The 25,603-nt window shown below is 64.2% G+C and carries 22 protein-coding genes and 1 tRNA gene; 17 read left to right on the forward strand and 6 right to left on the reverse strand.

Translation table 11 applies throughout. The features are described 5' to 3' along the window. The first annotated feature begins 15 nt into the window (after positions 1-15). The 10 genes from QUE25_RS09740 to QUE25_RS09785 all read left to right on the forward strand — a co-directional run bounded on the left by QUE25_RS09740 (position 16) and on the right by QUE25_RS09785 (position 9,768). Positions 16-642: a 50S ribosomal protein L25/general stress protein Ctc gene (locus tag QUE25_RS09740; protein ID WP_286264474.1), complete on the forward strand. Its 627-nt coding sequence runs from the start codon at positions 16-18 to the stop codon at positions 640-642. Next, on the forward strand, positions 639-1,232 hold the full coding sequence (gene pth, locus QUE25_RS09745; RefSeq protein ID WP_286264476.1) for an aminoacyl-tRNA hydrolase: 594 nt from the start codon (positions 639-641) through the stop codon (positions 1,230-1,232). Before QUE25_RS09740 ends, pth begins: the two co-directional genes overlap by 4 nt. 27 nt (positions 1,233-1,259) lie before the next feature. Then, complete coding sequence (gene mfd, locus QUE25_RS09750) at positions 1,260-4,790, forward strand: transcription-repair coupling factor (RefSeq protein ID WP_425332706.1); 3,531 nt, start codon at positions 1,260-1,262, stop codon at positions 4,788-4,790. A gap of 10 nt (positions 4,791-4,800) precedes the next feature. Further along, positions 4,801-5,322 (forward strand): hypothetical protein, encoded by a 522-nt coding sequence (locus QUE25_RS09755; protein ID WP_286264478.1) that lies wholly within the window; start codon positions 4,801-4,803, stop codon positions 5,320-5,322. A gap of 26 nt (positions 5,323-5,348) precedes the next feature. Further along, a complete protein-coding gene (locus QUE25_RS09760; RefSeq protein ID WP_286268538.1) occupies positions 5,349-5,951 on the forward strand; it encodes a nucleoside triphosphate pyrophosphohydrolase in 603 nt (200 codons plus the stop codon). A gap of 63 nt (positions 5,952-6,014) precedes the next feature. Next, entirely contained in the window at positions 6,015-7,304 is a 1,290-nt protein-coding gene (gene eno / locus QUE25_RS09765; RefSeq protein WP_286264480.1) for a phosphopyruvate hydratase, read from the forward strand. Positions 7,305-7,630: 326 nt separating this feature from the next. Continuing rightward, positions 7,631-8,212: an FtsB family cell division protein gene (locus tag QUE25_RS09770; protein WP_286264482.1), complete on the forward strand. Its 582-nt coding sequence runs from the start codon at positions 7,631-7,633 to the stop codon at positions 8,210-8,212. 71 nt (positions 8,213-8,283) lie between these two features. Further along, on the forward strand, positions 8,284-8,754 hold the full coding sequence (locus tag QUE25_RS09775; RefSeq protein WP_286268539.1) for a DUF501 domain-containing protein: 471 nt from the start codon (positions 8,284-8,286) through the stop codon (positions 8,752-8,754). Further along, positions 8,747-9,691: a Ppx/GppA phosphatase family protein gene (locus QUE25_RS09780; protein ID WP_286264484.1), complete on the forward strand. Its 945-nt coding sequence runs from the start codon at positions 8,747-8,749 to the stop codon at positions 9,689-9,691. Before QUE25_RS09775 ends, QUE25_RS09780 begins: the two co-directional genes overlap by 8 nt. 4 nt (positions 9,692-9,695) lie before the next feature. After that, positions 9,696-9,768: transfer RNA gene (locus tag QUE25_RS09785), tRNA-Leu, on the forward strand. Between the two features lie 149 nt (positions 9,769-9,917). Here the strand turns inward: QUE25_RS09785 and QUE25_RS09790 are convergent. From QUE25_RS09790 to QUE25_RS09810, 5 genes are all read right to left on the reverse strand, one after another. Further along, complete coding sequence (locus QUE25_RS09790) at positions 9,918-10,550, reverse strand: LysE family translocator (protein WP_286264487.1); 633 nt, start codon at positions 10,548-10,550, stop codon at positions 9,918-9,920. 475 nt (positions 10,551-11,025) lie between these two features. Then, positions 11,026-12,267: an IS256 family transposase gene (locus QUE25_RS09795; RefSeq protein WP_043537034.1), complete on the reverse strand. Its 1,242-nt coding sequence runs from the start codon at positions 12,265-12,267 to the stop codon at positions 11,026-11,028. Positions 12,268-12,825: 558 nt separating this feature from the next. Further along, positions 12,826-14,334: a UDP-glucose--hexose-1-phosphate uridylyltransferase gene (locus tag QUE25_RS09800; protein WP_286264488.1), complete on the reverse strand. Its 1,509-nt coding sequence runs from the start codon at positions 14,332-14,334 to the stop codon at positions 12,826-12,828. Between the two features lie 13 nt (positions 14,335-14,347). Then, on the reverse strand, positions 14,348-15,337 hold the full coding sequence (gene galE / locus QUE25_RS09805) for a UDP-glucose 4-epimerase GalE (RefSeq protein ID WP_286264490.1): 990 nt from the start codon (positions 15,335-15,337) through the stop codon (positions 14,348-14,350). Between the two features lie 52 nt (positions 15,338-15,389). Continuing rightward, on the reverse strand, positions 15,390-16,673 hold the full coding sequence (locus tag QUE25_RS09810) for a galactokinase (RefSeq protein ID WP_286264493.1): 1,284 nt from the start codon (positions 16,671-16,673) through the stop codon (positions 15,390-15,392). 185 nt (positions 16,674-16,858) lie between these two features. Between QUE25_RS09810 and QUE25_RS09815 the strand changes: the two genes are divergently transcribed. The 4 genes from QUE25_RS09815 (at position 16,859) to QUE25_RS09830 (ending at position 20,860) form a co-directional block, all read left to right on the forward strand. Next, positions 16,859-18,538, forward strand: a complete 1,680-nt coding sequence (locus QUE25_RS09815; protein ID WP_286264495.1) for a sodium:solute symporter family protein — start codon at positions 16,859-16,861, stop codon at positions 18,536-18,538. Between the two features lie 19 nt (positions 18,539-18,557). Then, complete coding sequence (locus tag QUE25_RS09820) at positions 18,558-18,815, forward strand: LPXTG cell wall anchor domain-containing protein (protein ID WP_286264497.1); 258 nt, start codon at positions 18,558-18,560, stop codon at positions 18,813-18,815. An 83-nt stretch (positions 18,816-18,898) separates the two neighbouring features. Beyond that, the gene (locus QUE25_RS09825; protein WP_286264499.1) at positions 18,899-19,939 is read left to right on the forward strand and encodes a LacI family DNA-binding transcriptional regulator; all 1,041 of its coding nucleotides are present in this window, start codon (positions 18,899-18,901) and stop codon (positions 19,937-19,939) included. A 27-nt stretch (positions 19,940-19,966) separates the two neighbouring features. After that, positions 19,967-20,860 (forward strand): aldose-1-epimerase, encoded by an 894-nt coding sequence (locus QUE25_RS09830; protein ID WP_286264501.1) that lies wholly within the window; start codon positions 19,967-19,969, stop codon positions 20,858-20,860. A 25-nt stretch (positions 20,861-20,885) separates the two neighbouring features. On the opposite strand, the gene QUE25_RS09835 is transcribed toward QUE25_RS09830, so the two are convergent. Continuing rightward, on the reverse strand, positions 20,886-22,058 hold the full coding sequence (locus tag QUE25_RS09835; protein WP_286264503.1) for an ROK family transcriptional regulator: 1,173 nt from the start codon (positions 22,056-22,058) through the stop codon (positions 20,886-20,888). A gap of 171 nt (positions 22,059-22,229) precedes the next feature. On the opposite strand from QUE25_RS09835, the gene QUE25_RS09840 reads away from it, so the two are divergent. The 3 genes from QUE25_RS09840 to QUE25_RS09850 are packed head-to-tail and all read left to right on the forward strand — an operon-like array spanning position 22,230 to position 25,586. Continuing rightward, positions 22,230-24,401: an alpha-galactosidase gene (locus QUE25_RS09840; protein WP_286264505.1), complete on the forward strand. Its 2,172-nt coding sequence runs from the start codon at positions 22,230-22,232 to the stop codon at positions 24,399-24,401. A gap of 9 nt (positions 24,402-24,410) precedes the next feature. Next, on the forward strand, positions 24,411-25,334 hold the full coding sequence (locus QUE25_RS09845) for a carbohydrate ABC transporter permease (protein WP_286264507.1): 924 nt from the start codon (positions 24,411-24,413) through the stop codon (positions 25,332-25,334). 12 nt (positions 25,335-25,346) lie between these two features. Then, positions 25,347-25,586, forward strand: a complete 240-nt coding sequence (locus QUE25_RS09850) for a hypothetical protein (RefSeq protein WP_286264509.1) — start codon at positions 25,347-25,349, stop codon at positions 25,584-25,586. Positions 25,587-25,603 lie beyond the last annotated feature (17 nt).

Here is a 25,603-nt window from a genome sequence, read left to right on the forward strand (position 1 = left end):
GTTGAGGGGTTACACATGGTCGAGATGATCAAGCTGAATGCGGAAGCCCGCGAGGAGTTCGGCAAGGGCGCCGCCCGCCGGATTCGCCGTGCGCACAAGATTCCCGCCGTCATGTATGTCAATGGTGGCGAGCCGAAGCACATCACCTTGCCGGGCCACGAGTCGATGCTGGCTCTGCGCCAGGCCAACGCGCTGCTGAGCATTCAGCTGCCCGACGGCACCGAGCAGCTGGCGCTGCCGAAGCAGGTGCAGCGTCACCCGGTGACCAACAACCTCGAGCATGTCGACCTGCTGATGGTCTTCCGTGGCGAGCGCGTCACCGTGCAGATCCCGGTGATCATCACCGGTGAGCCCGAGGGTGAAGTCCTGATCAACACCGAGCGCACCGAGATCACCGTCAAGGCCGAGGCCACCAACATTCCCGCGCACATCGCGGTCTCCATCGCGGGCCTGGACGTCGGCGCCCAGATCCTCGTCGGCGACGTCGTGCTGCCCGACGATGTCGAACTCGACGACGATGCCGAGGCCCTGGTCGTCAGCATCAACGCGGCCGCCTCGGTTGAGGACATGCTCGAGACCGCCGAGGGTGAAGAGGCTCCTGCTGAAGAGGAAGAGCCTGCCGAGGGTGACACCGAGGAGTGAGCACCTGGCTGCTCGCGGGGCTGGGTAACCCCGGCCCCGAATATGAGCGCACCCGGCACAACGTCGGTTTCATGATCGCGGACGAGCTCGCCCGGCGTGCCCGGGCGAGCTTTTCCGCGCCGCGCGGCATGCGGGCCTCGGTGGCCGAGACGGTCATCTCGGCGGCCGGGGTCGGGGTGCCGCCGGGTGAGCGCCTGGTGCTGGTCAAGCCGAAGACGTTCATGAACGAATCCGGGCAGGCGGTCGGCAAGCTGGTGGCGTTCTACAAGCTGGCTGCCGATCACGTGGTCATCGTCCACGACGAGATCGACCTGGACTTCGGCCAGCTGCGCATCAAGTTCGGCGGCGGCGACAACGGCCACAACGGGCTGAAGTCGGTGCGGGCCCATCTGCATACCGGCGACTTCTATCGCGTCCGTTTCGGTGTCGGACGCCCGACCGGCCACCACGCGGCCGCCGACCACGTGCTCGCTACCTTCCCGAAGGCCATGCGCGAAGATCTGGCAGTCGAGGTGCAGCGCGCCGCTGACGCCTGCGAATCCCTCATCACGCAGGGTCTGGCCGCGACGCAGAACCGCTTCAACAGCTGATTTCGGACGCGCGGCTAATCTGGACCGGTGAGTTTCCGGGGGCTTTTCCAATCACTGGCCGCTGATCGCAGCGTCGCCGAGGCGATCAGCGACGCCAAGGCGGCGGTGTCGGCGGTCGAACTGGACAGCCCGGCGGCTGGGCGTCCGGCACTGATCGCGACGCTGGCCGAAACCACCGGACGTCCGCTGCTGGTGGTGACCTCCACCTTCCGGGAAGCAGAACAGCTCACCGCGGTGCTGCAGTCGCTGCTCGGCGAGACGGCGGCAGTCTATTACCCCGCCTGGGAGACCCTGCCGCACGAACGCCTCAGCCCCCGCTCCGATACGGTCGGACGCCGCCTGGCGGTGTTGCGAGCGATCACCGGCAAAGATGATCAACCGAAACCGAAGGTCGTCATCGCACCGGTCCGGTCGATGCTGCAGCCCCAGGTTGCGGGCCTGGCCGACCTGCGTCCGGTCAGGCTCACCACCGGCGACGACTACGAGATGGGCGATCTGGCCGCCGACCTGGTAGCCGCCGCCTACCAGCGCGTCGACCTGGTCGAGCGGCGCGGCGAGTTCGCGATGCGCGGCGGCATCGTCGACATCTTCCCGCCCACCGAAGAGCATCCGGTGCGCATCGACTTCTTCGGTGACCAGATCGATTCCATCACCTACTTCCACGTCGCTGATCAGCGTTCCACCGACGAATCGGTCGGCGGCATCATCGCCGCCCCCTGTCGCGAACTACTGATCACCGAGAAGGTCCAGCAGCGTGCCGCCGACCTGATCGGCTCGCACCCCGAGCTTGCCGAGATGCTGGAGAAGATCGCCGAGGGCCAGGCCACCGAGGGCATGGAGGCGCTGATCCCGGCGCTGGTCGACAGACTCGAGCTGCTCATCGACGTGCTACCAAGTAGCACCTTGATTCTGGTCAATGATCCCGAACTGGTCCGCACCCGCGCCGAAGACCTGGTGCGCACCAGCCAGGAGTTCCTGCATGCAGGTTGGGCAGCCGCGGCATCGGGTGGACGCGCGCCCATCGACCTGGGGGCCAGCGCCTACCAGCAACTCGCCGACGTCCGCGCGCACGCCCTGGAACGCGGGCAGGGCTGGTGGTCGCTGTCACCGTTCGTCCCCGACCCGGACGCCGAGACCGGCGAGCATCTCAACCTGGTCGACATTCCCAGCTGGCATGGCGACGTCCAAGCCTTCACCGCTCAGATCAAACAGGACGTGGCCGACGGCTGGCGGGTGCTGCTCAGCGTCGAAGGCCCCGGCCAGGCCAGCCGGATGGCCGAGGTGCTGCGCGACAACGACATCGCCTCGGGCATCGTCGAAGACCTGGACGAGGTTCCCGAGCAGTCCCCGGTGGTGCATATCTTCCGTAGCGGGATGCGCAAGGGCTGGCGGGCACCGCGCATCGGGCTGGTCGTCCACGCGGCCGGCGACATCACCGGTGCGATCACCACCGCCGAACGCGCCGCCCGCAAGATGCCGGCCAAACGGCGCAACCAGATCGTCCCGCTGGAACTCAAACCCGGCGATCCGCTGGTGCATCAGCAGCACGGCGTCGGACGCTACGTCGAGATGGTCACCCGGACGGTGGCCGGTGCCACCCGCGAATACCTGGTCGTCGAATACGCGCCGTCCAAACGCGGCCAGCCCGGCGACCGGCTGTACGTGCCGATGGACCAGCTCGACGAGATCTCCCGCTACGTCGGCGGGGAGACCCCGCAACTCGACAAGATGGGCGGAGCCGACTGGAAGCATCGCAAATCCCGGGCTCGCCGGGCCGTCCACGAGATCGCATCCGGCCTGATCAAGCTCTACGCAGCGCGTCAGGCGACCAAGGGCCACGCGTTCGGGCCCGACACCCCCTGGCAGCGCGAACTTGAGGACTCCTTCAGTTTCACCGAGACTCCCGACCAGTTGTCGTGCATCAACGACGTGAAACACGACATGGAACAGATCATCCCGATGGACCGGCTGGTCTGTGGCGACGTCGGCTACGGCAAGACCGAGATCGCGGTGCGGGCCGCCTTCAAGGCGGTTCAGGACGGCAAACAGGTCGCCATCCTGGTGCCCACCACGCTGCTCGTCCAACAGCACGCCCAGACCTTCGCCGACCGCTACGCGGGCTTTCCGATCACCGTGGCGTCGCTGAGCCGCTTCCAGTCGGCTTCCGAGACTCGCAAGACCATCGAAGGATTGGCGTCGGGCCGTGTCGACGTGGTGATCGGCACTCACCGCCTGATCAGCGATTCGGTGAAGTTCAAGGACCTGGGCCTGGTGATCATCGACGAGGAGCAGCGTTTCGGTGTCGAGCACAAGGAGGCTCTCAAACAGATGCGGGTCAACGTCGATGTGCTGTCGATGAGCGCCACCCCGATCCCCAGAACGCTGGAGATGGCGGTCACCGGTATTCGCGAGATGTCGACCATCGCGACCCCGCCCGAAGAACGCCATCCGGTGCTGACCTTCGCCGGGCCCTACGATCAGGGCCAGGTGGCCGCCGCAATCCGGCGCGAACTGGCTCGTGAGGGGCAGGTCTTCTACGTTCACAACCGGGTGCAGGACATCGACAAGGTGGCCGCCGAACTGCGGCAGGCGGTGCCGGAGGCGACCATCGTCACCGCGCACGGCAAGATGGGGGAGCGCGCGCTCGAGAAGGTGATGGTCGATTTCTGGGAGCGGCGCATCGACGTGCTGGTCTGCACGACCATCGTCGAGGCAGGTATCGATGTGTCGACCGCGAACACCTTGATCATCGACCGGGCCGACCGGATGGGCTTGTCGCAGCTGCATCAGCTGCGCGGCCGGGTCGGACGAAGCCGCGAGCGCGGCTACGCCTACTTCCTGTACCCGCCCGACAAGCCGCTCACCGAGACCGCCCACGACCGGCTGTCGGCGCTCGCCGCCAACGCCGATCTCGGGGCGGGCATGGCGATCGCGATGAAAGACCTGGAGATCCGCGGCGCGGGCAATCTGCTGGGCGATGAACAGTCCGGCCACATCGCCGACGTCGGCTTCGACCTGTACATCCGGATGGTCGGTGAGGCGATCGCCGAATACCGCGGCGAGCAGACCGGCGACGAGGAAGCCGAAATGCGCATCGAACTCCCGGTGGACGCCCACCTGCCCACCGACTACGTCGAATCGGAGCGGCTGCGGCTGGAGATGTACCGCAGACTCGCCGAAGTGCGTAGTGAGGACGATATCGCCCAGGTGCGCGCCGAACTGCTCGACCGCTACGGTCCGCTGCCCGAACCCACCGAGGCGCTGCTCGACGTGGCCCGGTTCCGGTTGGCCTGCCGGGAGGCCGGGCTCACCGAGGTGATGACGCAGGGCAACTACATCCGCTTCGCCCCGGTCGCCGATCTTCCCGAATCGCGTCAGCTGCGGCTGCAGCGGGTGCATCCGGGCACGCTCATCAAGGCGCAGACCAATGTGGCGTTGGTGCCTCGTCCGCGTACCCGCGGGGTACCCAGCGTCGCGGTGGAGGGCGCGGAACTGCTGAAATGGGCGGCAGGGGTCGTGTCGATCTTCGGTGCGAGCAAAGCCGTCGTAGGTCAGTAGACTCAGTTCCGTGAATTCTTCAAAGAAGCTCCTGGTGGGAGCAGCGCTGGGGGTCTTCGGAGCGGCAGCGCTGTCTGGGTGTTCACCCGCGTCCGGCACTGCAGCCCTGGTCAACGGTGTCGCCATCCCCGATTCGCGGGTTACGGCGTTCTCCGAGGGTTGCTCAGCGGTGCTGCAGGACACCCAGCTGGCTCAAAGCCCCAACGAGCTGCGTTCGCAGATGGTGACGTGGGCGGTGCTCGACGAGATGAGTCGCCAGAAGGCCGCCCAGATGGACGACCCGCCCACCGACACTCAGTTGCGTGACTATGTCGAGCAGGCGGGGCTGAACATCCTGCTGACCGACGATCGGTGCGCCGAGGCGGCCCGCGGTGTCGCCCGGCACGACCTGATTGCGTTGGGCCTGGGGGCGAACACCGAGCCGTACTTCGGGGGTTACACCGTTGAGCTCAACCCGCGCTACGGCAGCTGGGACGCAACCAACCTCGACGTATCGGGGTCGGGATCGTTGTCGGAGATCGCGAACTCTTGAGTGAGCTGCTGCGGCTGTCCGAGGTGATGCAGCGATTGCGGGCCGAATGCCCGTGGGACGCCCAGCAGAGCCACCGCAGCCTGGTCAAACACCTGATCGAGGAGGCCGCCGAGGTCACCGAGGCGATCGAGGCCGATCCGGTCTCGGACGCCGACCTGTGCGAAGAACTCGGCGACCTGCTCATGCAGGTCTACTTTCACGCCGAGATCGCCCGCACCGAGCAGCGTTTCGACATCGAGGACGTGGCCCGCGGCATCTGCGACAAGCTCGTCGCCCGGCACCCGTGGGTTTTCGACGGCGCCGCCGATCCGGACGACATCGACGGCGTGTGGGAGCAGGCCAAGCAGGCCGAGAAGCAGCGGGCCAGTGCGCTGGAAGGCATCCCCGAGCCGCTGAACACGCTGGCCAAGGCGGGGAAGGTGGTCTCCCGCAGCCGAGCAGTGCATGTCGACGTCGCCATGGCCGACGAACCGATCACCGCCGACGCGGTGGGACGCCAGATCCTGGCGCTGGTCCAACGCGCCCAGGCCAGCGGCGTGGACGCCGACCAGGCCACCCGCGACGCACTACGCGTCCTCGAATACCAGGTGCGTGACAGCGAGTTGCACGCGCGCGGGTCAGATTCGTGATGCAGCCGATACGCTAAGAACTGGACCAAAGAATCCAATCTGTGAACGAAAGGGTAGACACCCGTGGCACTTATCGAATACATCGAGGCCCGCGAGATTCTTGATTCGCGTGGCAACCCCACCGTTGAGGTAGAGGCCTTGCTGGACGACGGCTCGTTCGCCGTCGCCGCAGTCCCGTCGGGTGCGTCCACCGGCGCCTTCGAGGCAGCCGAACTGCGCGATGGTGACGAGGGATATTACGGCGGCAAGGGCGTTCAGAAGGCCGTTGATAACGTCAACGAGATCATCTACAAGGAGGTCGTTGGCTGGGATGCCACCGATCAGCGTGGCCTGGACGACGTGATGATCGCTCTGGACGGCACCCCCAACAAGTCCAAGCTTGGCGCCAACGCCATCCTGGGTGTTTCGCTTGCCGTGGCCCGCGCCGCCGCCGAGTCGGCCGAGCTCCCGCTGTACAAGTACATCGGCGGCCCGACGGTGAACCTGCTGCCCGTCCCCATGATGAACATCCTCAACGGTGGCGCGCATGCCGACTCCAACGTTGACATTCAGGAGTTCATGATCGCCCCCATCGGTGCCGAGAGCTTCGCCGAGGCGCTGCGCATGGGCGCCGAGGTCTACCACGCTCTGAAGTCGGTGCTCAAGGAGCGCAAGCTCGCCACCGGCCTTGGCGACGAGGGCGGCTTCGCCCCCAACCTGGCCTCCAACCGTGAGGCTCTCGATCTGATCGAGGACGCCATCAAGGCTGCCGGCTACAAGCCGGGCAAGGACGTGGCGCTGGCTCTCGACGTTGCCGCGAGCGAGTTCTACGACGACGACAAGTACCTGTTCGAGGGCGAGAAGAAGGACTCGGCCGAGATGATCGAGTACTACGAGCAGCTCGTCGCCGATTACCCGCTGGTCTCGATCGAGGATCCGCTGAACGAAGAGGACTGGGACGGCTGGGCTGTCATCACCGAGCGGCTGGGCGACAAGGTGCAGCTGGTTGGCGACGACCTGTTCGTCACCAACGTCGAGCGCCTGCAGCGCGGCATCGATGACGGTGCGGCCAACGCCCTGCTGGTCAAGGTTAACCAGATCGGTTCGCTGACCGAGACCATCGACGCGGTCACCTTGGCCCATCGCAGCGGTTTCCGTTCCATGATGAGCCACCGTTCCGGCGAGACCGAGGACACCACGATCGCCGATCTGGCTGTCGCCCTCGGTTGTGGCCAGATCAAGTCGGGTGCTCCGGCTCGTGGCGAGCGCGTTGCCAAGTACAACCAGCTCATCCGTATCGAGCAGGAGCTGGACGAGTCCGCCGTGTACGCAGGTGCAGCGGCCTTCCCGCGCTTCGATCCCGAGCAGTGGTGAACACCGGTCGCGCTGAGTGACTGACAGCTGATCCACAGGGGCGGCCCCCGCGTTTCGCGTGGGGGCCGCTCCGTTTGTGTCCGATGATGGAATAACTTTGGGATTCGGCCGGCGCATGGCTGCAACTGCTGCGCTGGTCGGTGCGTCGGGCAGCAAACGGCGCGTCCGGCAGTAAACGTACGGCTTGAAATGTCCGGCATGGAACGTTCGGCAGGAGAGGGGTGTGGCGGGTGGAACCCGGCAGGGCTGATCGTCGGGCGGCGTCGCGTCCGAGTGGACGTGCTGGCACCGCCGATACCCCGAGCGTACGGACAGCCTCACGCCCGGTGCAGCGGGGCAACGGGTCGTCGTCCAAGACCCATGCAGCCTCGGATTCATCCGCAGCAGCGCCCGGACCCGAAACCGAGAGCAGCGCCGCGCACGACCATTCCGTCAGCGGTGTCGTGCTGCGGCTGCGCAACGGACTTCGGGTCACCCAGCGGGCCATCATCTTGGTGCTGGTGCTGATCGTCCTGCTCATCAGCTACGCAACGACCTTGCGGGTCTACTTCAATCAGCAGCGTGAGACTGCCGAGGCCAAACAGCAGATCGCCGAGCATCAGCAGTCGATCGCCGATCTGACCGATGAGATCAAGCGCTGGCAAGATCCGGAGTACGTCAAGACCCAGGCCCGGGAGCGCCTCGGCTGGGTGCTGCCCGGAGAGATCGGCTTTCAGGTGGTCGGTCCCGACAACGAGCCGTATGCCGGCGGCAGCCGGATCGGGGCGGCGCAGCTGCCCGAGGGTGAGTACGCGAAGACCTGGTGGGATCGGATGTGGGGCAGTGTCGCCACCGCCGACGATCCGGAGCCGGTCGACAAGGGCGAGACGGGGCCAGTGGTGACCGCCGACGGAACCGAAGGGCCCTAGCTCTCGTGGCCGCCTACCAGACCTTCACCGATGCGGACGCCGAGTTCGCCCAAGCGCAGCTCGGCCGCCCGATGCGCGGGGTCGCCGGAGTCGCCTACCGGTGCCCGGCCGGACACCCCGGTGTGCTGGCAACCTATCCAAGGCTGCCTGGCGGACCGCCGTTTCCGACGACCTACTACCTGATCTGCCCGAACGCGGTGCTGGCCGCGTCCAGGCTGGAGGCCTCGGGAATCATGACCGAGATGACGGCCCGGCTCAGCCGCGATGCCGAGTTGGCGGAGCGCTACCGGGCTGCACATGAGGCGTACCTGGCCGACCGGGCCGTGCTGGCCCGGGAGATCGGCGACGAGGTGCCCGAGATCGCCGGGTTCAGCGCCGGCGGCATGCCGACCCGGGTGAAGTGCCTGCATGCGCTGGTCGCGCACGCCTTGGCTGCCGGACCCGGGGTGAATCCGATCGGGGACGAGGCGCTGGCGTTGATGGGCGACTTCTGCCCGGCTTCGGGTCGGACCGACGATGAGGGAGCGAGGAACGATGGCTGAGACAGTGGCCGCACTGGATTGCGGCACGAACACCTTGCGACTGCTGGTCGCGACGACCGACGAGACCGGACGACTGGTCGAGTACGACCGGCAGTTGCGGTTCGCGGGGCTGGGTCAGGGCGTGGACGCCACCGGGCAGTTCGCGGACGAGGCGATGGAGCGCGGCTGGGCGATCGTCGACGAATACCTGCCGGTGATCAAGCGGCTCGGAGCCACCAGGGCTCGCTTCGTGGCGACATCGGCGGCCCGGGACGCGTCCAATCGGCAGGTCTTCTTCGACGGCGTGCGAGAACGGCTGGGCATCGACCCGGAACTGATCAGCGGGCAGGAGGAGGCGCAGCTGTCGTTCAACGGGGCGATCTCGGGCGCCCGGCTGGACGGAGATCCGGTGCTGGTGATGGATTCGGGTGGCGGATCGACCGAGCTGGTGCACGGCACCGCAGCCGGCGAGATCTCGCAGTCGGTCAGTCTGGACATCGGTTCGCGGCGCGTCCGGGAGCGGTATCTGCATTCCGACCCGCCCACCGCCGATCAGATCGCTCAGGCGCGTGCCGAGGTCAACCGGCTGCTGGACGGCTGCCCGGTGGAACTCGGGGACATCGCGACGTTCATCGGGGTGGCCGGGACCGTAACCACCATGGTGGCGCTGCATCTCGGCCTGAAGCAGTACGACCGGGATCGGGTGCACCGCTCGTCGATGACTGCGGCGCAGGTGGCCGAGCTTGCGGACAAGCTGCTCGCCATGACCGTGGACGAGGTACTGGCGCTCGGGCCGGTGGCTCCGGAGCGGGCGAAGGTGTTGTGCGGTGGGGCGCTGGTGGTGACCGAGGTCGCCAAGCGGGTTCCCGCCGATCTTCAGGCCAGCGAATCCGATATTCTCGATGGCGTCGTTTTGTCGATCATTCGCGATGGCCTGGGCTATCGGCTTCCCGGCTGAACGAGCCCTCGTAGCCCAACGGTAGAGGCAGGCGGCTTAAACCCGCTCCAGTATGGGTTCGAATCCCATCGGGGGCACGCGCAAGGCTCGAAGCTCAGCCCGATGAATCAGGGGCTGGAGTTCGGGCCGATCTGGTGCACGGTTGCGGCCGATGCGCCGGAGGGTTGACGCGGGCGCGGTCCCCGGCCGTGGATGCCAACCTTCGACTGATCCTTCCGCGATGGGGCTAGCGGGGTTGCAGGGCAAGACGACCGGCGAATCCGATAATGACGACTCCTGCAACGCGATCGATGATCCTCGTCGCGCGCGGCCGGGAAAGCCATCGCTTCGCGGCGTAGGCTCCCGTGATGATGAGGGTGAACCAGGCCAACGTGAGGAGGACGTGTACGCCCGCAAGCAATAAACCCATGCCTAGTGGAGAGTTGCCTGCGGGAATGAACTGCGGCATCGTGGCTATGTAGAACACGCCGATCTTGGGGTTGAGAATGTTTGTTCCCGCTCCCGTGACGAATGCTTGCCACAGGCTTTCCCGCCTTGGTGCGTGGGCCGCGTCCTGTGTCTGTTCCTCGTGGCTCCGGAAGCTACGGACGATCATGGCTGAGCCCAAGTAGACCATGTAGGCGATGCCCGCGTAGCTGATCATCCGGTAGGCCAGTTCGGACGCGGCCAGCAGCGCTGCGGCTCCGACCGCCGCAGCTACTCCCCAGACCAAAAGACCAGCACATACACCCGCGGCCGTTACCGCGGCTTGATCGCGGCCTCGGGCGATCGCTGTGCGCAGTACAAGCGTTGTATCGAGACCGGGAATGATCGTCAGAACCGCGGCAACCAGTGCGAAACCTGTGACCGCATGAAGCATCGTCAAAGCTCTACCCTCCGGTAGGTTCACTCGGGTCCGACATAGGTTCGTTCCACGAGCAGATTCGAGATGGTCGTAACACGTACCGAATCTGTCAGCGTTTGTGAGCATGTGTGGGTGAACCCGGCCCCCGCTGCGCGAGGAGCACGCACCCGGCATCGAACAGGCGTTCCTGCCATGCACACGTCCGTGTCAGTATCCGTAGACTGCGTCAGGTCTGCATGGCTACCGACCAGCGTCGCCAGGGAACAACCTTCGAATCGCATCGATCACAAGGCTCACGCTCCCCGACTTTACCGTTCATCGAGGCAATGTGATCAAGAAGGCGGCTAGGCCCGTCTTACACGGCCGGTAGGAGACGGCGGCGACCCGTGGCTGGCCAATTCGTCGGCTGCTGGGTCCGCCGGTCGCGACTACCTCGCGGTGTTGTCGCCCGACGGTCAAGTCCAGTGGAGTGGTGTAGCGGTTCCTTCGTCTAGGCGGTGAGGGCGAGGGGTTCGGTCACCTCCTCAACGGCGTTGGTGATGGTGCTGAGTCGGCATCGTGCGAGGACGTCGAGGCCGAGGTAGCGGCGCCCTTCTGCCCACTCATCGGTCTGCTCGGCCAAGACAGCGCCGACGAGGCGGATGATCGCTTCCCGGTTGGGGAAGATCCCGACCGCGTCGGTGCGGCGGCGGATCTCACGGTTCAGGCGTTCGGCGGGGTTGTTCGACCAGATCTGGGTCCACACGTCCTTGGGGAAGCCGGTGAACGCGAGCACGTCTGCCCGGGCGGCTTCGAGGTGCTCTGCAACCTCGGGTAGCTTCTCGGCGGTGTAGTCGAGCAGACGGTCGAACTGCGCCTGGACCGACTTTTTGTCGGGTTGGTCATAGACCGAATGGAGCATCGCTTTGACCGCGGGCCACATGCTCTTCGGGGTCACGGACATCAGGTTCGCGGCGTAGTGGGTTCGGCAGCGCTGCCAGGACGCGCCAGGCAGGTTCGCCGCGATCGCCTCCACCAGCCCGGCGTGGGCATCGCTGGTGACCAGTCGGACCCCCGCAAGGCCGCGGGCCACCAGATCGGCGAAGAACGTGTTCCACGCCGGTTTGGTCTCGGAGGTGACGACCTGCAGGCCCAGGACCTCGCGGTGTCCGTCGCCGTTGACGCCGGTGGCGACGAGGACCACGGCGTTGATCACGCGTCCGCCTTCGCGGACCTTCATCGTCAACGCGTCAGCTGCAACAAACGTGAACGGCCCGGCCTCGCCCAGGGGGCGGTGCCGGAACTGCGCTACGTGTTCGTCGAGGTCGGCGGCCATGCGTGAGACCTGTGACTTCGACAGGCCGTCGATGCCCAGGGTCTTGACGAGTTTGTCCATCCGACGAGTACTGACGCCGGCGAGGTAGCAGTCAGCGATCACCGTGATCAGGGCCGCTTCGGCTCGTTTGCGGCGCTCCAGCAGCCACTCGGGAAAGTAGCTGCCGGAGCGCAGCTTCGGGACGGCCACGTCGATGGTGCCGACGCGGGTGTCCAGCGGGCGGTGGCGGTAGCCGTTGCGCTGCGCGACCCGCTCGGTTGAGGGCTGTCCCCATTCGGCGCCGCACACGGCGTCGGCATCGGCCGAGAGGAGGGCGTTGATCATGTTCTGCAGCAGCTGGCGCATCATGTCCGGAGAGGCTTCGGTCAGCAGGTTGCCCAGCACGCGGGCGGGGTCGACAATGTGAGGAGCGGTCATCGTGGTTGATTTCCTTTGAGAGAGCTTTGGTAGGTGAACTCGAAGGATCCCACGGTGACCGCCCTGCCGTCATCGACGGCCACGGCCACTGTGGGGGCTACACCACTCTAGGGGGCTCTACTCGCCCGACAGGCCAACAGTGACCGTGCCGTTCGGGACGGGTACGCTGCGTGGTTTTGGCGCTCGTGGCATCAAGAGCCCGATCCCGTTGCTTCGCATTCCTCCACTATCTGCGCATGCGCAGAGTTCCTCGCTGGCCATTGCTCTCCGGAATGGGAGCGCCTTGTTCGTTCTCTTGGTCCTATCAATGACAAACTGGCGTAAGGCAGATAGTCGGGCCTGTTGCTTTTGATGTGTGGGCGCCGACCTAGGGTTTCGTGATCGGTTGGACGACACTGGGCGTCGCTCTGACACTGCTTGTCGCGGTGGTGACCGCAGGCGATGCCTCAACCGTCGAGACGTGAGTCATCTGCCGCGGTGCGTCACATGGTCGACTCAGCGTCAGTGAGCGGTTCAGAGTTGATCGCTCACTGTGCGAGACGGTGCAGACTGCCCGGTTCAGCCGACGGCGGCCACGAACCGCAGGAATGCAGCACGTCCCTGGTGATCGCATCGGTAGACCCCCGCTTGGTCCAAGACCTTGGCAAACACCTGACCTACCTCGCGCTCGATCACAGATGTTGCGTTGGTCTCAGTGATCTCGTCAGCAAAGCCGCTGGCCCAAGCGGCATGCGGCGCAGTCAGTTCGTCCGCGCTCAGATCCCGATGCGCGACCAGGACCTCGGCGACGGCGGCCAGTTCGTCCTTCAAACGCGCCGGCAATACCGCAAGCCCCATCACCTCGATCAGTCCGATGTTCTCCTTCTTGATGTGATGCAGTTCGGCGTGCGGATGGTAGACGCCGAGTGGATGCTCATCGGTGGTGATGTTGTTTCGCAGCACCAGATCAAGTTCGAATGCGTCGCCGCGGCGCCGGGCTACGGGGGTGATGGTGTTGTGCGGCTGCCCATCGGTCTCGGCGAAGATGAAGGCATCCGAATCGGTATAGCCGCGCCAGGCGATCAAGATCTTGTCGGCGAGCGACACCAGCCGGTCCGGGTCGGTTCCGGTCAGCCGTAGCACCGACATGGGCCAATGGACGATGCCCGCGCGAATGTCGTCGAAGCCGTTGAACGACACGGTCTGCTCGACCTGCGCTCGTGCCATGGCGAACTCAAAACGGCCGCCCTGGAAATGATCGTGAGCGAGGATGGAGCCGCCGACGATGGGAAGATCGGCGTTCGACCCCACGAAGTAGTGCGGAAACTGGCCGATGAAGTCGAGGAGCTTGCCGAAGCAGGCGCGATCGATCTGCATGGGAGTGTGGCGCGCGTTGAGGACGATGCAGTGCTCGGGATAGTAGACGTACGGGGAATACTGCAAGAACCAAGGGCTGTCATTGATGGTCACCGGCACCAGCCGGTGGTTTTGTCTCGCCGGATGGTTGACCCGTCCCGCGTAGCCCTCGTTCTCCACGCACAGCAAGCACTGCGGGTAGGCCGATGCCGGCAGGTTACGAGCAGCAGCGATGGCTCGCGGGTCCTTTTCGGGCTTCGCCAGATTGATGGTGATGTCCAAGGCACCGTACGGGGTCTGGGATTGCCAACGGACGTCCTTATCCATCCGGTTGCGTCTGATGTAGTTCGTGTCCTGACTGAAGCGGTAGAACCAGTCGGTGGCCGCGATCGGGGACTGTGCGCGCAAGCGTTCAAACCGCGCCCTGACCTCGCGCGGCGGCGGAGTCAGCCTGCCCATCAATGCCGTGTCAAAAAGATCCCGGGCGACGTTCGAGTCACCGTCGACCAGACCGCGGAGGGCGGCATCGTCGACGAGGTCACTCAAGATCACGGCCAATTCCTCGTCGGCATCATCGCTGGACGAAGCCACATACGAGTTCAGGCGCAATACCTCAAGAATTGCGTTCGTGGCCCATGTCGTGTCATCGGATGCGATCAGCCCCACGTGCTGGGCATAGTCCACCAGCCGGGTCACCTGGCGATTGACCTGCCCAGCATGTTCAGATGTCATCTGAGTGTGCCTGTCAGTTCCGGTATCCGTGCGGATGAGCCTGGTGCCACACCCAGGCGGACGAGACGATCGCCTCGACCGACTCCTGCTGAGGCGACCACCCGAGGGCTTGCCTGATCTTGGCGGAGCTCGCGACCAGTTGGGCGGGGTCGCCCGGCCTGCGGGGGGCTATCTCCACCGGAATCGGGTGACCGGTAACCTTACGGGCCACCTCGATCACCTCTTTGACCGAGAACCCATTACCGCTGCCCAGGTTGAACACGTCACTGGACCCACCAGCGAGAAGATGGTCGACGGCAAGGATATGGGCCGCAGCCAGATCGGTGACATGTACGTAATCCCGGATGCAGGTGCCATCGGGTGTGGGGTAGTCGTCTCCGAACACCGAGATTGCATCGCGCTGGCCCAAAGCCACCTGCAGGACGATCGGCACCAGGTGGCTCTCGCTCGCGTGCGCCTCGCCGATCTCCCCGGACGGATGGGCACCGGCGGCGTTGAAGTAGCGAAGCGCTACCGAGCGCAAATCATGGGCCCGCCCGGCCCAGCCCATGAGCTTCTCCATCGCCAGCTTGGTCTCGCCATAGCAACTCGTGGGAAGCGTCCGGTCGCCCTCCATGATCGGGACACGTTCCGGCTCTCCGTAGGTGGCGGCCGTGGACGAGAACACGATCGCGTTCACTTGCGCGGCCACCATTGCCTGGAGGAGCACGATGGTTCCTGTCAGATTGTTGTCGTAGTAGGCGAGTGGGCGCACCATGGACTCGCCGACCTGCGAGAATGCCGCGAAGTGGATCACGGCCTCAATCTGTTCAGCCTCGAACACCCGATCAAGAGCCTGCCTGTCGCGGATGTCCACTTCGTAGAACCGGGCCGCGGGATGAACGGCCTCGCGGAATCCGGTCTGCAGGTTGTCGACGACCACGGTATCGCGACCGGACTCGACAAGCGCGCGGACGGTGTGCGACCCGATATAGCCGGCACCGCCCAGAACCAATATCGCCATATGTCCTCTTCTCCTTCTGATCGACGCCGAGCAGCGTCCCTGATCTATTTGGTCAGCCGGCTATCACGGCGCCGCCGACGGGGCGGATCGACAGAATCTGGCATGCATTGTCTCCGAGTACGGCGTTGATGCCCGCCTCGAAATCGGTCGCCAGGTCGACCGGAACGTAGGCCTGCACGGTGCCCGCAAAGCCGCCGCCGTGCACCCGCACCGCTCCTCTGCCGCCGAGCAGCTTCTGAGCGAGCGCGATCGTCACCCCGACGGCTTGCTGGGCCGGCTGGGAGACCGCGTACAGATTCTGGAGATGGCCGGCAGACGAGATACCCGAGGAGGTGACCATGCCGAGGAAATCATCGAACCGCCCCTCGGCCAGCGCCGATGCCTGCTGCGCCACCCGTGCATTGTCCTCGAAGAAGTGAACAGCCCGCAGCACGGCGCGGTCCCCGGTCAACTGGCGAACCTCGCCCAGGCGCGACCAGAAGGCTGCGGGGTCGACCTCGCTCAGATACTCGGCCCCGAGGCAGGCGGCGACCGCCCCCATTTCGTTGGTGATCGCAGCGTATTCATCGGTCAGGTCGGCGTGGTCTGCACCCGAGTCGATGATGCACAGCACATGTCCCGCGGCCGCCAGGTCAACATCGACGCGGCTCAGGGTGGGAGCACTCGGGTCGGCAAAATCGATGTGAACAACACCCCCGACCGAACAGGCCATCTGGTCCATCAGCCCGCTCGGCTTGCCGAAGAAGACGTTCTCGGCGAACTGACCGATCTGAGCCAGCTCGACGGCCGAGAGCTGGTCGGAGCAGAACAGATGATTGAGTGCCACTCCGATCAGAATCTCGTAGGCAGCAGAAGACGACAGCCCGGATCCACCGGGCACGTTCGAGAACACGCACAATGCGGCACCGCCCAGCTCATAGCCCCGGTCGGTCAGAGCGCGCGCCACACCCCGCACCAGGGAGGCGGACGTCCCGTACTCGCTCGCCCTCGGCTCCAGATCGTCGAGTGCGACCACGACTTCTGGGTAGCCCACCGAGCGAACCCGGATCACACCGCTCCGATCCGGCCCTCCGCATGCAATCATGTCGAGGCTGACCGAGCCCGCAAGGACCTGACCGTGCTGATGGTCGGTGTGATTGCCGCCCATCTCGGTGCGCCCTGCAGCGGTGAACAATGCGGCCGATAGGCCTGGAAACTCGTCGGCAAAATGAGCGACGAGGTCCACGAGTCTCTCGCGGACCGTGTCACGACCCTCACCGGTGAGTGTGTAGATCTCCTCAATACGAGCGTCAAGAGCGCCGCCGTTGAGGTGATTCAGCAATTCGGAAGCATCCATGCTGTCTCCTTGACGAATCTGAGCTCTCGCTCATACTGTTTACCTTAACATACATTCCAGAAGCAGGGACATGGTCGTCACGAACCTCATTTTGACCGATCAACAGCGCCAAGGCAGGCGCTGCGTTCCTCCTCTCCGCGATTGACAGCGCATCCGAACAGGAGTCACCTACGACAGGCGTGTTGATGGAGCAGAAGCTACTGCTCGACGCGCAGTGGTACGACTACATTCCCATCGTCATCTACTTCACCTTCGTCGTCGGCGTCGGCTTCGTCATGAAGGCGAGGGCCCGATCGTCCAACGAATTCCTCACAGGTGGTCGATCGCTGCCGGCCTGGGTCACGGGCATTGCCTTCGTGTCGGCCAATCTCGGCGCCGTTGAGATCATGGGCATGTCGGCCAATGGCGCCCAGTACGGCATGCCGACATTCCACTACTTCTGGGTCGGAGCCGTCCCGGCCATGATCTTCCTCGGTCTGGTCATGATGCCGTTCTACTATGGCTCGAAGGTGCGCTCGGTGCCCGAGTTCATGTTCAAGCGCTACGGGACGACCGCCCATCTCATCAACTCCTTGAGCTTCGCCCTTGCCCAGTTGCTGATTGCAGGGATCAACCTGTTCCTGCTGGGCAAGATCATCAACTGGCTGCTCGGATGGCCGCTGTGGGTGGCGCTGGTGGTCGCCGCGGTCATCGTGTTCACCTACATCTCGGTGGGCGGTCTCGCCGCAGCGATCTACAACGAGGTGCTCCAGTTCTTCGTCATCGTGGCGGCGCTGCTGCCACTCACCCTCATCGGTCTGCATCGCGTCGGTGGTTGGAGTGGTCTCAAGGCGCAGATGACCGAGAACGCGGTAGCAGTCGGCGCTGATCCCGCACTTCAGTTGAATTCCTGGCCTGGCCAGCTGTTGTCGGGCTTCGACTCGCCTACCATGTCGGTGATCGGCATCGTCTTCGGTCTTGGCTTCGTCTTGTCATTCGGCTATTGGACGACCAACTTCGTCGAAGTTCAGCGAGCCATGGCCTCCGACTCGATCTCGGCCGCGCAGAAGACGCCGATCATCGGCACCTTCGTGAAGATGTTCGTCCCGTTCCTCGTCATCATCCCGGGCATGGTCGCGGGCGTGCTGGTCAGTGAGGTGGCCGAGGCCAAGAGTTCGGGCGCATCGTTCGAATACAACAACGCCATCTTGTTCCTCATGCGCGACACGCTGCCCGACGGTCTGCTGGGCCTGGCCATCACCGGCCTGCTTGCGTCGTTCATGGCCGGCATGGCAGCGAACATCTCGGCCTTCAACACCGTGTTCACCGTCGACATCTATGAGCGCTATCTCCGGCCTGGTCAGACGGACGAGAAGTACCTTCGTATCGGCAAGATGTCGACGCTGGCAGCGTCGGTCATCGCCATTTTCACCGCATTGATCGCATCCCAGTACAACAACCTGATGGACTACTTGCAGCAGCTGTTCTCGATGTTCAATGCGCCTTTGTTCGCCACCTTCATCGTCGGCATGTTCTGGAAGAAGGCCACTCCGGCTGCCGGCTGGTTGGGTCTGGCCTCCGGTACGCTCGCGGCGCTGGCCGTCAACGTGCTCTTGTGGACCCACGTGATCTCGCTGCCAGGCCAAGGCGGCGCCTTCTTGGCGGCGTCCACGGCGTTCGTCGTCGATGTCGCGGTAACCATCCTCGTCTCGCAGTTCACCGAGGCGAAACCTGAGGCTGAACTTCGGGGGTTCGTCTATTCGCTGACTCCGAAGTCTGAGCGCAGCGATCCGCAGCTGCATCAGCTGCCGGTGTGGCGCCGCCCAGTCCCGTTGGGCATCGCATCGGCCGTGCTCGTGCTTACTCTCAACGTGGTCTTCCGGTAGGCCAAGAAAGGAAGCTGACATGCCTGAAAATCTCAAGACCGAGCCTGTGAAGGCTGACCTCACCGATATCCGCATCATCATCGGCGCCGCACTCGGCCTGATCGGTGTCTTCCTCCTGATCATCGCGCTGGTTGCGACCGGGCCGGAGCAACTCGCCAAGACGGGCGGCATCAACGGCAATCTCTGGTCAGGCCTGGGGCTCGTGGTCGTCTCGCTGGCGATGGTCATCTGGTGGAAGCTCAATCCCTCGGGCGGGGCGTCGCCCGCGGGGCAGTGAGCTGCACCCCGCAACTGCATCCATGGTCGACACCGTGTGGTGGGGACGTCTCGGACGCCCCCACCACGGCCCCACTAGACTTCATGACCAAGAGGACAGCGGTGGGCAGGATCATCATGGCCGGCAAGAAGAGGGCTTCAATGGGCGACGTCGCACGCCTCGCCGGCGTCTCTGCCCAGACTGTGTCCAGGGTCGTGAACGGTGAGCCGTACGTAACCGATGAAAAGAGGGAAGCAGTACTGGCTGCCATGCGCAACCTGAAGTATCAACCCAACGCTGCCGCGCGTGCTATGAAGCGCGGTGACTTCAAGACCATCGGCGTTCTGTATCGCAGTCTGCATCCCGTCGGGAATCGAAAGGCTCTCGAGGGCATCGTGGACGCAGCAGCCGCGCACAGCTATTCGACCTTGCTCATCCCGATGGGAAGTACCCAGGCGTCCGGCGGTGGTGGTATGCCGTCGGCACTGGAACAGTCAGCTATCGATGTTGCCATCGTGATCGTTTCGTCGTCGCTCAGCGGCGCAGCCGAGAGGCCGAAAGCCTTGCCTGTGCCCACTGTCGTGCTCAGTTCCCACGCACCCAAGCTGGCGTCCTCGGTGAGCATCGACGAGGCGGCCGGTACGCGGGAGGCGGTCGCCCATCTGCTCGGTCTCGGTCACCTCACCGTCCATCACATCGCCGGGCCCGAGCGGTCGCTGCCCGCGCGCAACCGTGAAGACGCGTGGCGTGCCGCGCTCATCGAGGCCGGGCGCCCGGTTCCCGACGTCGTCCGGGGGGACTGGAGCGCAGAATCTGGCTACCATGCCACCCGTGCGCTGCTGAAAACCCAGCGGCCGTCGGCACTGTTCGCAGGCAATGACCAGATGGCTTTGGGAGCCTATCGAGCCCTCTTCGAGGCGGGCGTGCGAATCCCCGAGGATGTCTCGGTCGTCGGCTGCGACAACATAGACGAGGCAGGCTCGTTCTCACCTCCGCTGACGACCATGCTCATGGACTGGGACCTCATTGGCCGCCAGGCACTCCAAGTTGCCCTGGGGATGCTCGACGACCCCACACCAACGATATTGACTACCCCGTCAACGCTCATCGTCCGCGCGTCAACCGCCCCGCCCCCCGCACGGTGAACACCCGATTCAGTAGGGAAACTCTGCATGTCACGCTCAATCTCCGGCTCTGCGATCACCATTACCGCTGGCCACTACGCAGCAACCGTCCTTACCGTCGGCGCGGCACTGGGCTCGTTCACCTGCAACCGCCGCGATCTGGTGTTGCCCAGCCCGGTCGACACACTGTCACACGCGTTCCTCGGGAAGGCGCTCGTGCCGTGGCCCAACCGGGTCGCCGGTGGCAGCTACTCGTGGAACGGCCGCATGCATTACCTGCCGGTCAATGACCTCCCCAACGACGCCGCATTGCACGGCCTGCTTTGCTGGCAGGAATGGCAGGTCGCGCACGCCAGTGCAGACGCGGTGACCCTAACAAGCTTCATCGCACCACGCCCCGGCTACGAGTGGCCACTGGAGTGCACGGCCAGCTATCACCTCGATCCGGACGAGGGGCTGGGCGTCACGATCGAGTCGGTCAACATCGGGGTTGAAACAGCTCCCTACGGGGTCGCTTCGCATCCCTACATCTGTCTAGGTGGCCAGCCCGCGGACGCTTACGAGCTCACCATGCCGGCCGAATTGGTCTACACCATGGATGGCAACCAGGTGCCCATCGCTGCCGTTTCGGTCAAAGAAGCCGCTGCCGATTTCCGTGCCGCGCGTTATATCGGTGGTGCGGCCCTTGACCACGCGTTCACCGGATTTCCGGACGGGGTTTGGACGATCAAGGTCAGCGAACCGTCGTCCGGCCTCAGCGTGGAGTTGAGCAGCGACGTGGGCTACGCGCAGCTGTACTCTGCCGATGCGATCGGGCGGAGGGCGCTGGCGGTCGAACCGATGAGTTGCGCGCCGAACGCGTTCAACTCCGGTGATGGTCTCGTGCATCTCGCCCACGGTCAGCGTCACAGATTTGGCTACGCCCTACGTGCGCTCGGCTGATCCCGGAGCAGAGGGCTGCGATCGGTCATCGCGCCGCCTCCACCTGCGTCTCCAACCAGGCGACGATGGCCGTCACGGCAGCGCCCCGCGCCCATCGGTCGAAGCTGCCCGAACGCCTGTGAATGCGCAGCTGAGGCAGCTTTGGACTGTGAAAACAGCTCAGGCTTTCGTCGAAGCCGGATGCCCATGGGGTCCCCAGTAGGGCCACCGCTTCGCCGTCAAGTACGGCATCTGTTGTCATCGCCGCGCCACAGACCGTCTGCATATAAGTTGCGAGATTGCGGCTGAACTCGGCGATGGTGTTCTGACAGGACAGATCACCATCGTGGGCAAGCGCGACCAGATCGTCCAGACTGTCCGGACGCGAATCATCGGCAATGATGTACCGTCCGGCGTGTGCCCTGGCCAGGACGGCCCGGGAGGTTAGCGCTCCGTTGGCGCAGCCGATATGCCCGTACTGGCACACGCCGCGGGCACCAGCCAGCGGAATATGGCTGGTCGTTCCGTGGCCACCGAAGATGGGGGCGACTGCGCGGCTGTGGTGAACGACGCCGTGCCCGATGCCTGAGCCCACCGAGGTCACGACGAAGCTGGGGTGGGTTCGACCAAGGCCGAACCACTGTTCGAGCATGGTCAAAGCCACGAGATCATTGCGCAATGAGATCGGTACACCGTACACCGGACCGATCAGCGCAAGCAGGTCGACGTTGTGCCAACCGAGAAAGCGGCTGTCCTCGACTACCCCATCGGAGAGCTGCCCCCCCAAGGACAGCCCAATGCCGCGTAACTGCTCCCGGCCGAAGCCCTGTTGGCCCGCGAGCGAGTCGACGATCTCATGAATCTGTCCCGCAACAACGTAGGGGTCAGTGTCGCGCAGCGGAACGGCCTCGCTGGCCAGCGTCTGTCCGCACGTGTTGGTCAATGCAGCGTGAGCGGCAGATGAGGTGACGTTGATTCCGATGAAGTGATGGGCTGCGGGCGGTATCTCCAATAACTGTGTCGGTCTACCGACCCCGGTTTGGGGAGTGCCCACTCCTCTGTCGTCGATCAGTCCTGCATTCACCAGCGGACGCACCAAGCGGGTGAGCGTAGCTCCTGACAACCTGAGCTCGCGTGCCACGTCGGCCCGAGAGATGGGTCCCTCGGTCAGCACATGGGCTGCAACTGCCAACGCGGAATCGTCGTAAAGGCGCGGCACTGCCCCTCCTGTTCTGACGGAACCCTGTGTCTCGAGTAGATCATCTTCGTTCAGCTTAGTAAGTCGCTTGCCGATTCAGCACGGCGAGAGTATCTTTTCTTCATAACGGAAGTAAGTGCATGGCTGCACTAGCTTCGAAACGACCATCTATCAAGGTTGAGGACGGCCCCTATGAGCGAAATCCCCGACACCGTTCAGCTGCGCCGAGGTGGCACTTCCGTGATCCTGCATGTGACCCATGCTGGCTTGCCATCGGTACTCTACTGGGGTCCGGACCTTGGAGTGTTCAGCGATCAGGAGGCGGGGCAGTTCGCCGCCTCCCAGGTACCGTTCGTGCCCGGCGCCGTGCTCGACGAGCCTCCTATAGTATCTTTGTTGCCGCAACAAAGTGAAGGTTGGAGTGGCACTCCTGGACTGGTCGGCACCCGCAATGGGAATGTCTTGTTTCCACAGTTCGCCACGACAGCGGTGACCACTCAGGTAGCCGACAGCGATGGTGGTATCACCGGCGTCGATCTGTCCGCCCATGACGCCGAGTCGCAAATCGATGTAGATCTGCACCTCGAGCTGAGCGAATCTGGGCTGTTGCGAGTGCGATCGTTGTTGACCAATGCCGGAGCAGACGGGTACGCGCTCGACTCCTTGGTGATGGCACTACCTACCCCCGCGAGTGAGACCAGCGTCATCGATCAAACTGGGCGACATTTGCGCGAGCGGGACATTCAGACCCACGAGTTCACCGTCGGCACACATCTTCGGACGCTGCGGGTGGGACGCGGACACACTGCGTCGAGCATTCATGGCACTTGTGAGCCGGCATCCGGATGGCGTAGTGGACTGGTCCACTACGTGCACGTCGCGTGGTCGGGCAACACTCAGACGCTGGCAGAACGGGACACCTTGGGCTTCCAGGTTCTGATGGGTGGCGAGTTGCTGGTGCCGGGCGAGATCGTCCTGGGTGCGGGAGAGTCCTATGAGTCCCCGTGGCTTGTCGCGACTTGGGGCAATGGCCTGGATGAGGCGGCTGGGCGCATCCATGAGTGGTTGCGGGCTCGGCCGCAGCACCCCAGAACTCCGCGGCCGGTCACGCTGAATGCGTGGGAGGCTGTCTATTTCGACCATTCGCTGCCGCGCCTGCTCACGCTGGTTGATCTCGCGGCCGAGATTGGTGTGGAGCGCTTCGTCTTGGACGATGGTTGGTTCGGATCTCGCCGCGACGATCGGTCGGCTCTGGGTGACTGGGTGGTTTCGGCCGATGTGTGGCCGGACGGCCTGGCTCCGCTCGCGGATGCGGTCCATGCGGCAGGGATGCAGTTCGGGCTCTGGTTCGAGCCCGAGATGATCAGCCCCGACTCGCAAGCCGCCCGAGCGCACCCCGAGTGGATTCTGCGTCCGGTGACTCACCTGCCGATCGAGGCGCGTCACCAGCAGGTGATCGACCTGACCAATCCGGACGCCTACGCGCACGTGCTGCAGCAGATGCTCACAGTGCTCGCGGACACCCCCATCGACTACATCAAGTGGGACATGAACCGGGATCTGTATGAGGCTGTAGCGCCGTGGTCGGGCCTGACGGCCTACCACGGTCAGGTCATGGCGACATATGCGCTGATGGATGCCGTGCTGGCCGCTCACCCGAAGATAGAGATCGAATCGTGCGCAGGAGGTGGCGGACGGGTCGACCTCGCAATGATGGAGCGTGCGGTGCGCGTGTGGGGTTCGGACTGTATCGATCCGCTGGAACGTCAGCTGATTGAGGCCGGCACTTCGCTGTTGCTACCCCCGGAACTGGTCGGTTCGCATGTCGCCTCCACGGTCTCACACACCACCGGCCGCAGTCTCAATCTGAGTTTGCGCGCGGTCACCGCGATGTTCTCCCACATGGGTATCGAATGGGACATCACCGAAGCGACTCAGGCCGAACGCGACGAGCTGCGTGGCTGGGTCCAGCTGCACAAGCAGCTGAGGCCGCTCCTGCACACCGGCAGCGTCGTACATTCCGATCATCCCGACCACGGCTACTGGGTACACGGGGTGGTCGGGTCGGACCAGTCGCGGGCTATCTACGCCATCACCCGGATGGCCACCTCGGTTCAGCGGCCCACACCCCCGCTCCGCCTGCCGGGTCTGAGCCCGAAGTTCAGCTATCGGGTGGCTGAGCTGTTGCCTGACGGAGTCGACACCTCTGTACGCATTTCGGGCAACCTGCAAGTGCCTTGGTGGGGACGAGGGCTGACTCTTGCCGGATCGGCTCTTGCCGGCGCCGGCATCCGATTCCCCGACCTTGATCCTGAGCGAACCCTTCTGTTGAGCATTACAGCAACCGAAATCCCCATCAGATGAAGGAACATCATGACAACTGCGGTCCAGCGGGTCGCGGCGAAGGCGCCGCGACCCCGCATGAAGAGAGGAAAGGATGATACCCGCCTCGCGCTGACGTTTCTCTTGCCGGCGTCTATAGGGTTTCTCGTCTTTTATGTGTTGCCCGCGTTGCGCGGCTTTTATTATTCGTTCACCAACTACTCCGTCCTGACGCCACCGGAATGGGCGGGCGTCGACAATTATGCACGTCTCGTCCAGGACCCGCTCTTCTGGAATGCGCTGTGGGTGACGATCTACTACGTGTTGCTGAATATTGGATTCCAGACGATGATCGCCATCGGTCTCGCCGTGCTGATGCAACGGCTGACGAATTCGACCTTCCTGCGCGGTGTGGCGTTGTTGCCGTACTTCGTCGCAAATGTCGTCGTGGCGCTGGTCTGGTACTTCATGATGGACTATCAGGTCGGGATTGTGAACGTGTTTATCGAGGCTATTGGACTCGATAGGGTGGCCTTCTTCGGAGAATCGGCATGGGCCATTCCGACCGTGGCATTCATCAATGTGTGGCGTCACATGGGCTACACGGCATTGTTGGTATTCGCTGGCCTTCAGACGATTAACAAGTCCCTCTACGAAGCCGCGGACATCGACGGCGCAAATGAGGGACGTAAGTTCTGGTTGATCACACTGCCGCTGCTTCGCCCCGTGCTGGCGATGGTGCTGGTGGTGACGGTGACGGGGTCGTTCCAGATCTTCGACACGGTTGCCGTGACGACCCAAGGCGGTCCGATCAACGCGACACGGGTCATCAACTACTACATCTGGGACCTCGCCTTCGGCCAGCTGGACTTCGGGTATGCGTCCGCCCTGGCCGTGGTGCTTTTCCTCATTCTCCTCGGGGTCTCGCTGGTTCAGCTGAAGCTGACCCGGGCCAACGAGTCGGACGAACTGTAAGGAGGCCTGTTCATGACTACGACTGCTCTACCCTCCGCGCAGGACAGCCCGCGAGTGAGCCCCGCCGAAGAAGTCAAGCACACCGGACGCAAGCACGGCGTGGGCTTCTATGTTGCTTGGGCTTGCTTCATCCTGATTCTGCTCATCACGGTGTTTCCGTTCTACTGGATGTTGCGATCGTCCCTGACCTCGATATTTCATGACGGCCCTGTGTGGGGCTGGTCGGCGCCGGTGGCGTCGAGGTTGTTCTGATTCTTGCAGGTGGGTGC

It is taken from the genome of Brooklawnia propionicigenes (assembly GCF_030297015.1).
Classification (GTDB): Bacteria; Actinomycetota; Actinomycetes; order Propionibacteriales; family Propionibacteriaceae; genus Brooklawnia; species Brooklawnia propionicigenes.

Bases quoted from the DNA above. Each gene is read 5' to 3' on its own strand.
- QUE25_RS09740 (WP_286264474.1), top strand. From the start codon at position 16: ATGGTCGAGATGATCAAGCTGAATGCGGAAGCCCGCGAGGAGTTCGGC.
- QUE25_RS09760 (WP_286268538.1), top strand. From the start codon at position 5,349: ATGCAGCGATTGCGGGCCGAATGCCCGTGGGACGCCCAGCAGAGCCAC.
- QUE25_RS09775 (WP_286268539.1), top strand. From the start codon at position 8,284: ATGCGCGGGGTCGCCGGAGTCGCCTACCGGTGCCCGGCCGGACACCCC.
- QUE25_RS09780 (WP_286264484.1), top strand. From the start codon at position 8,747: ATGGCTGAGACAGTGGCCGCACTGGATTGCGGCACGAACACCTTGCGA.
- QUE25_RS09790 (WP_286264487.1), bottom strand. From the start codon at position 10,550: ATGCTTCATGCGGTCACAGGTTTCGCACTGGTTGCCGCGGTTCTGACG.
- QUE25_RS09795 (WP_043537034.1), bottom strand. From the start codon at position 12,267: ATGACCGCTCCTCACATTGTCGACCCCGCCCGCGTGCTGGGCAACCTG.
- QUE25_RS09800 (WP_286264488.1), bottom strand. From the start codon at position 14,334: ATGACATCTGAACATGCTGGGCAGGTCAATCGCCAGGTGACCCGGCTG.
- galE (WP_286264490.1), bottom strand. From the start codon at position 15,337: ATGGCGATATTGGTTCTGGGCGGTGCCGGCTATATCGGGTCGCACACC.
- QUE25_RS09810 (WP_286264493.1), bottom strand. From the start codon at position 16,673: ATGGATGCTTCCGAATTGCTGAATCACCTCAACGGCGGCGCTCTTGAC.
- QUE25_RS09815 (WP_286264495.1), top strand. From the start codon at position 16,859: ATGGAGCAGAAGCTACTGCTCGACGCGCAGTGGTACGACTACATTCCC.
- QUE25_RS09820 (WP_286264497.1), top strand. From the start codon at position 18,558: ATGCCTGAAAATCTCAAGACCGAGCCTGTGAAGGCTGACCTCACCGAT.
- QUE25_RS09825 (WP_286264499.1), top strand. From the start codon at position 18,899: ATGACCAAGAGGACAGCGGTGGGCAGGATCATCATGGCCGGCAAGAAG.
- QUE25_RS09830 (WP_286264501.1), top strand. From the start codon at position 19,967: ATGTCACGCTCAATCTCCGGCTCTGCGATCACCATTACCGCTGGCCAC.
- QUE25_RS09840 (WP_286264505.1), top strand. From the start codon at position 22,230: ATGAGCGAAATCCCCGACACCGTTCAGCTGCGCCGAGGTGGCACTTCC.
- QUE25_RS09845 (WP_286264507.1), top strand. From the start codon at position 24,411: ATGACAACTGCGGTCCAGCGGGTCGCGGCGAAGGCGCCGCGACCCCGC.
- QUE25_RS09850 (WP_286264509.1), top strand. From the start codon at position 25,347: ATGACTACGACTGCTCTACCCTCCGCGCAGGACAGCCCGCGAGTGAGC.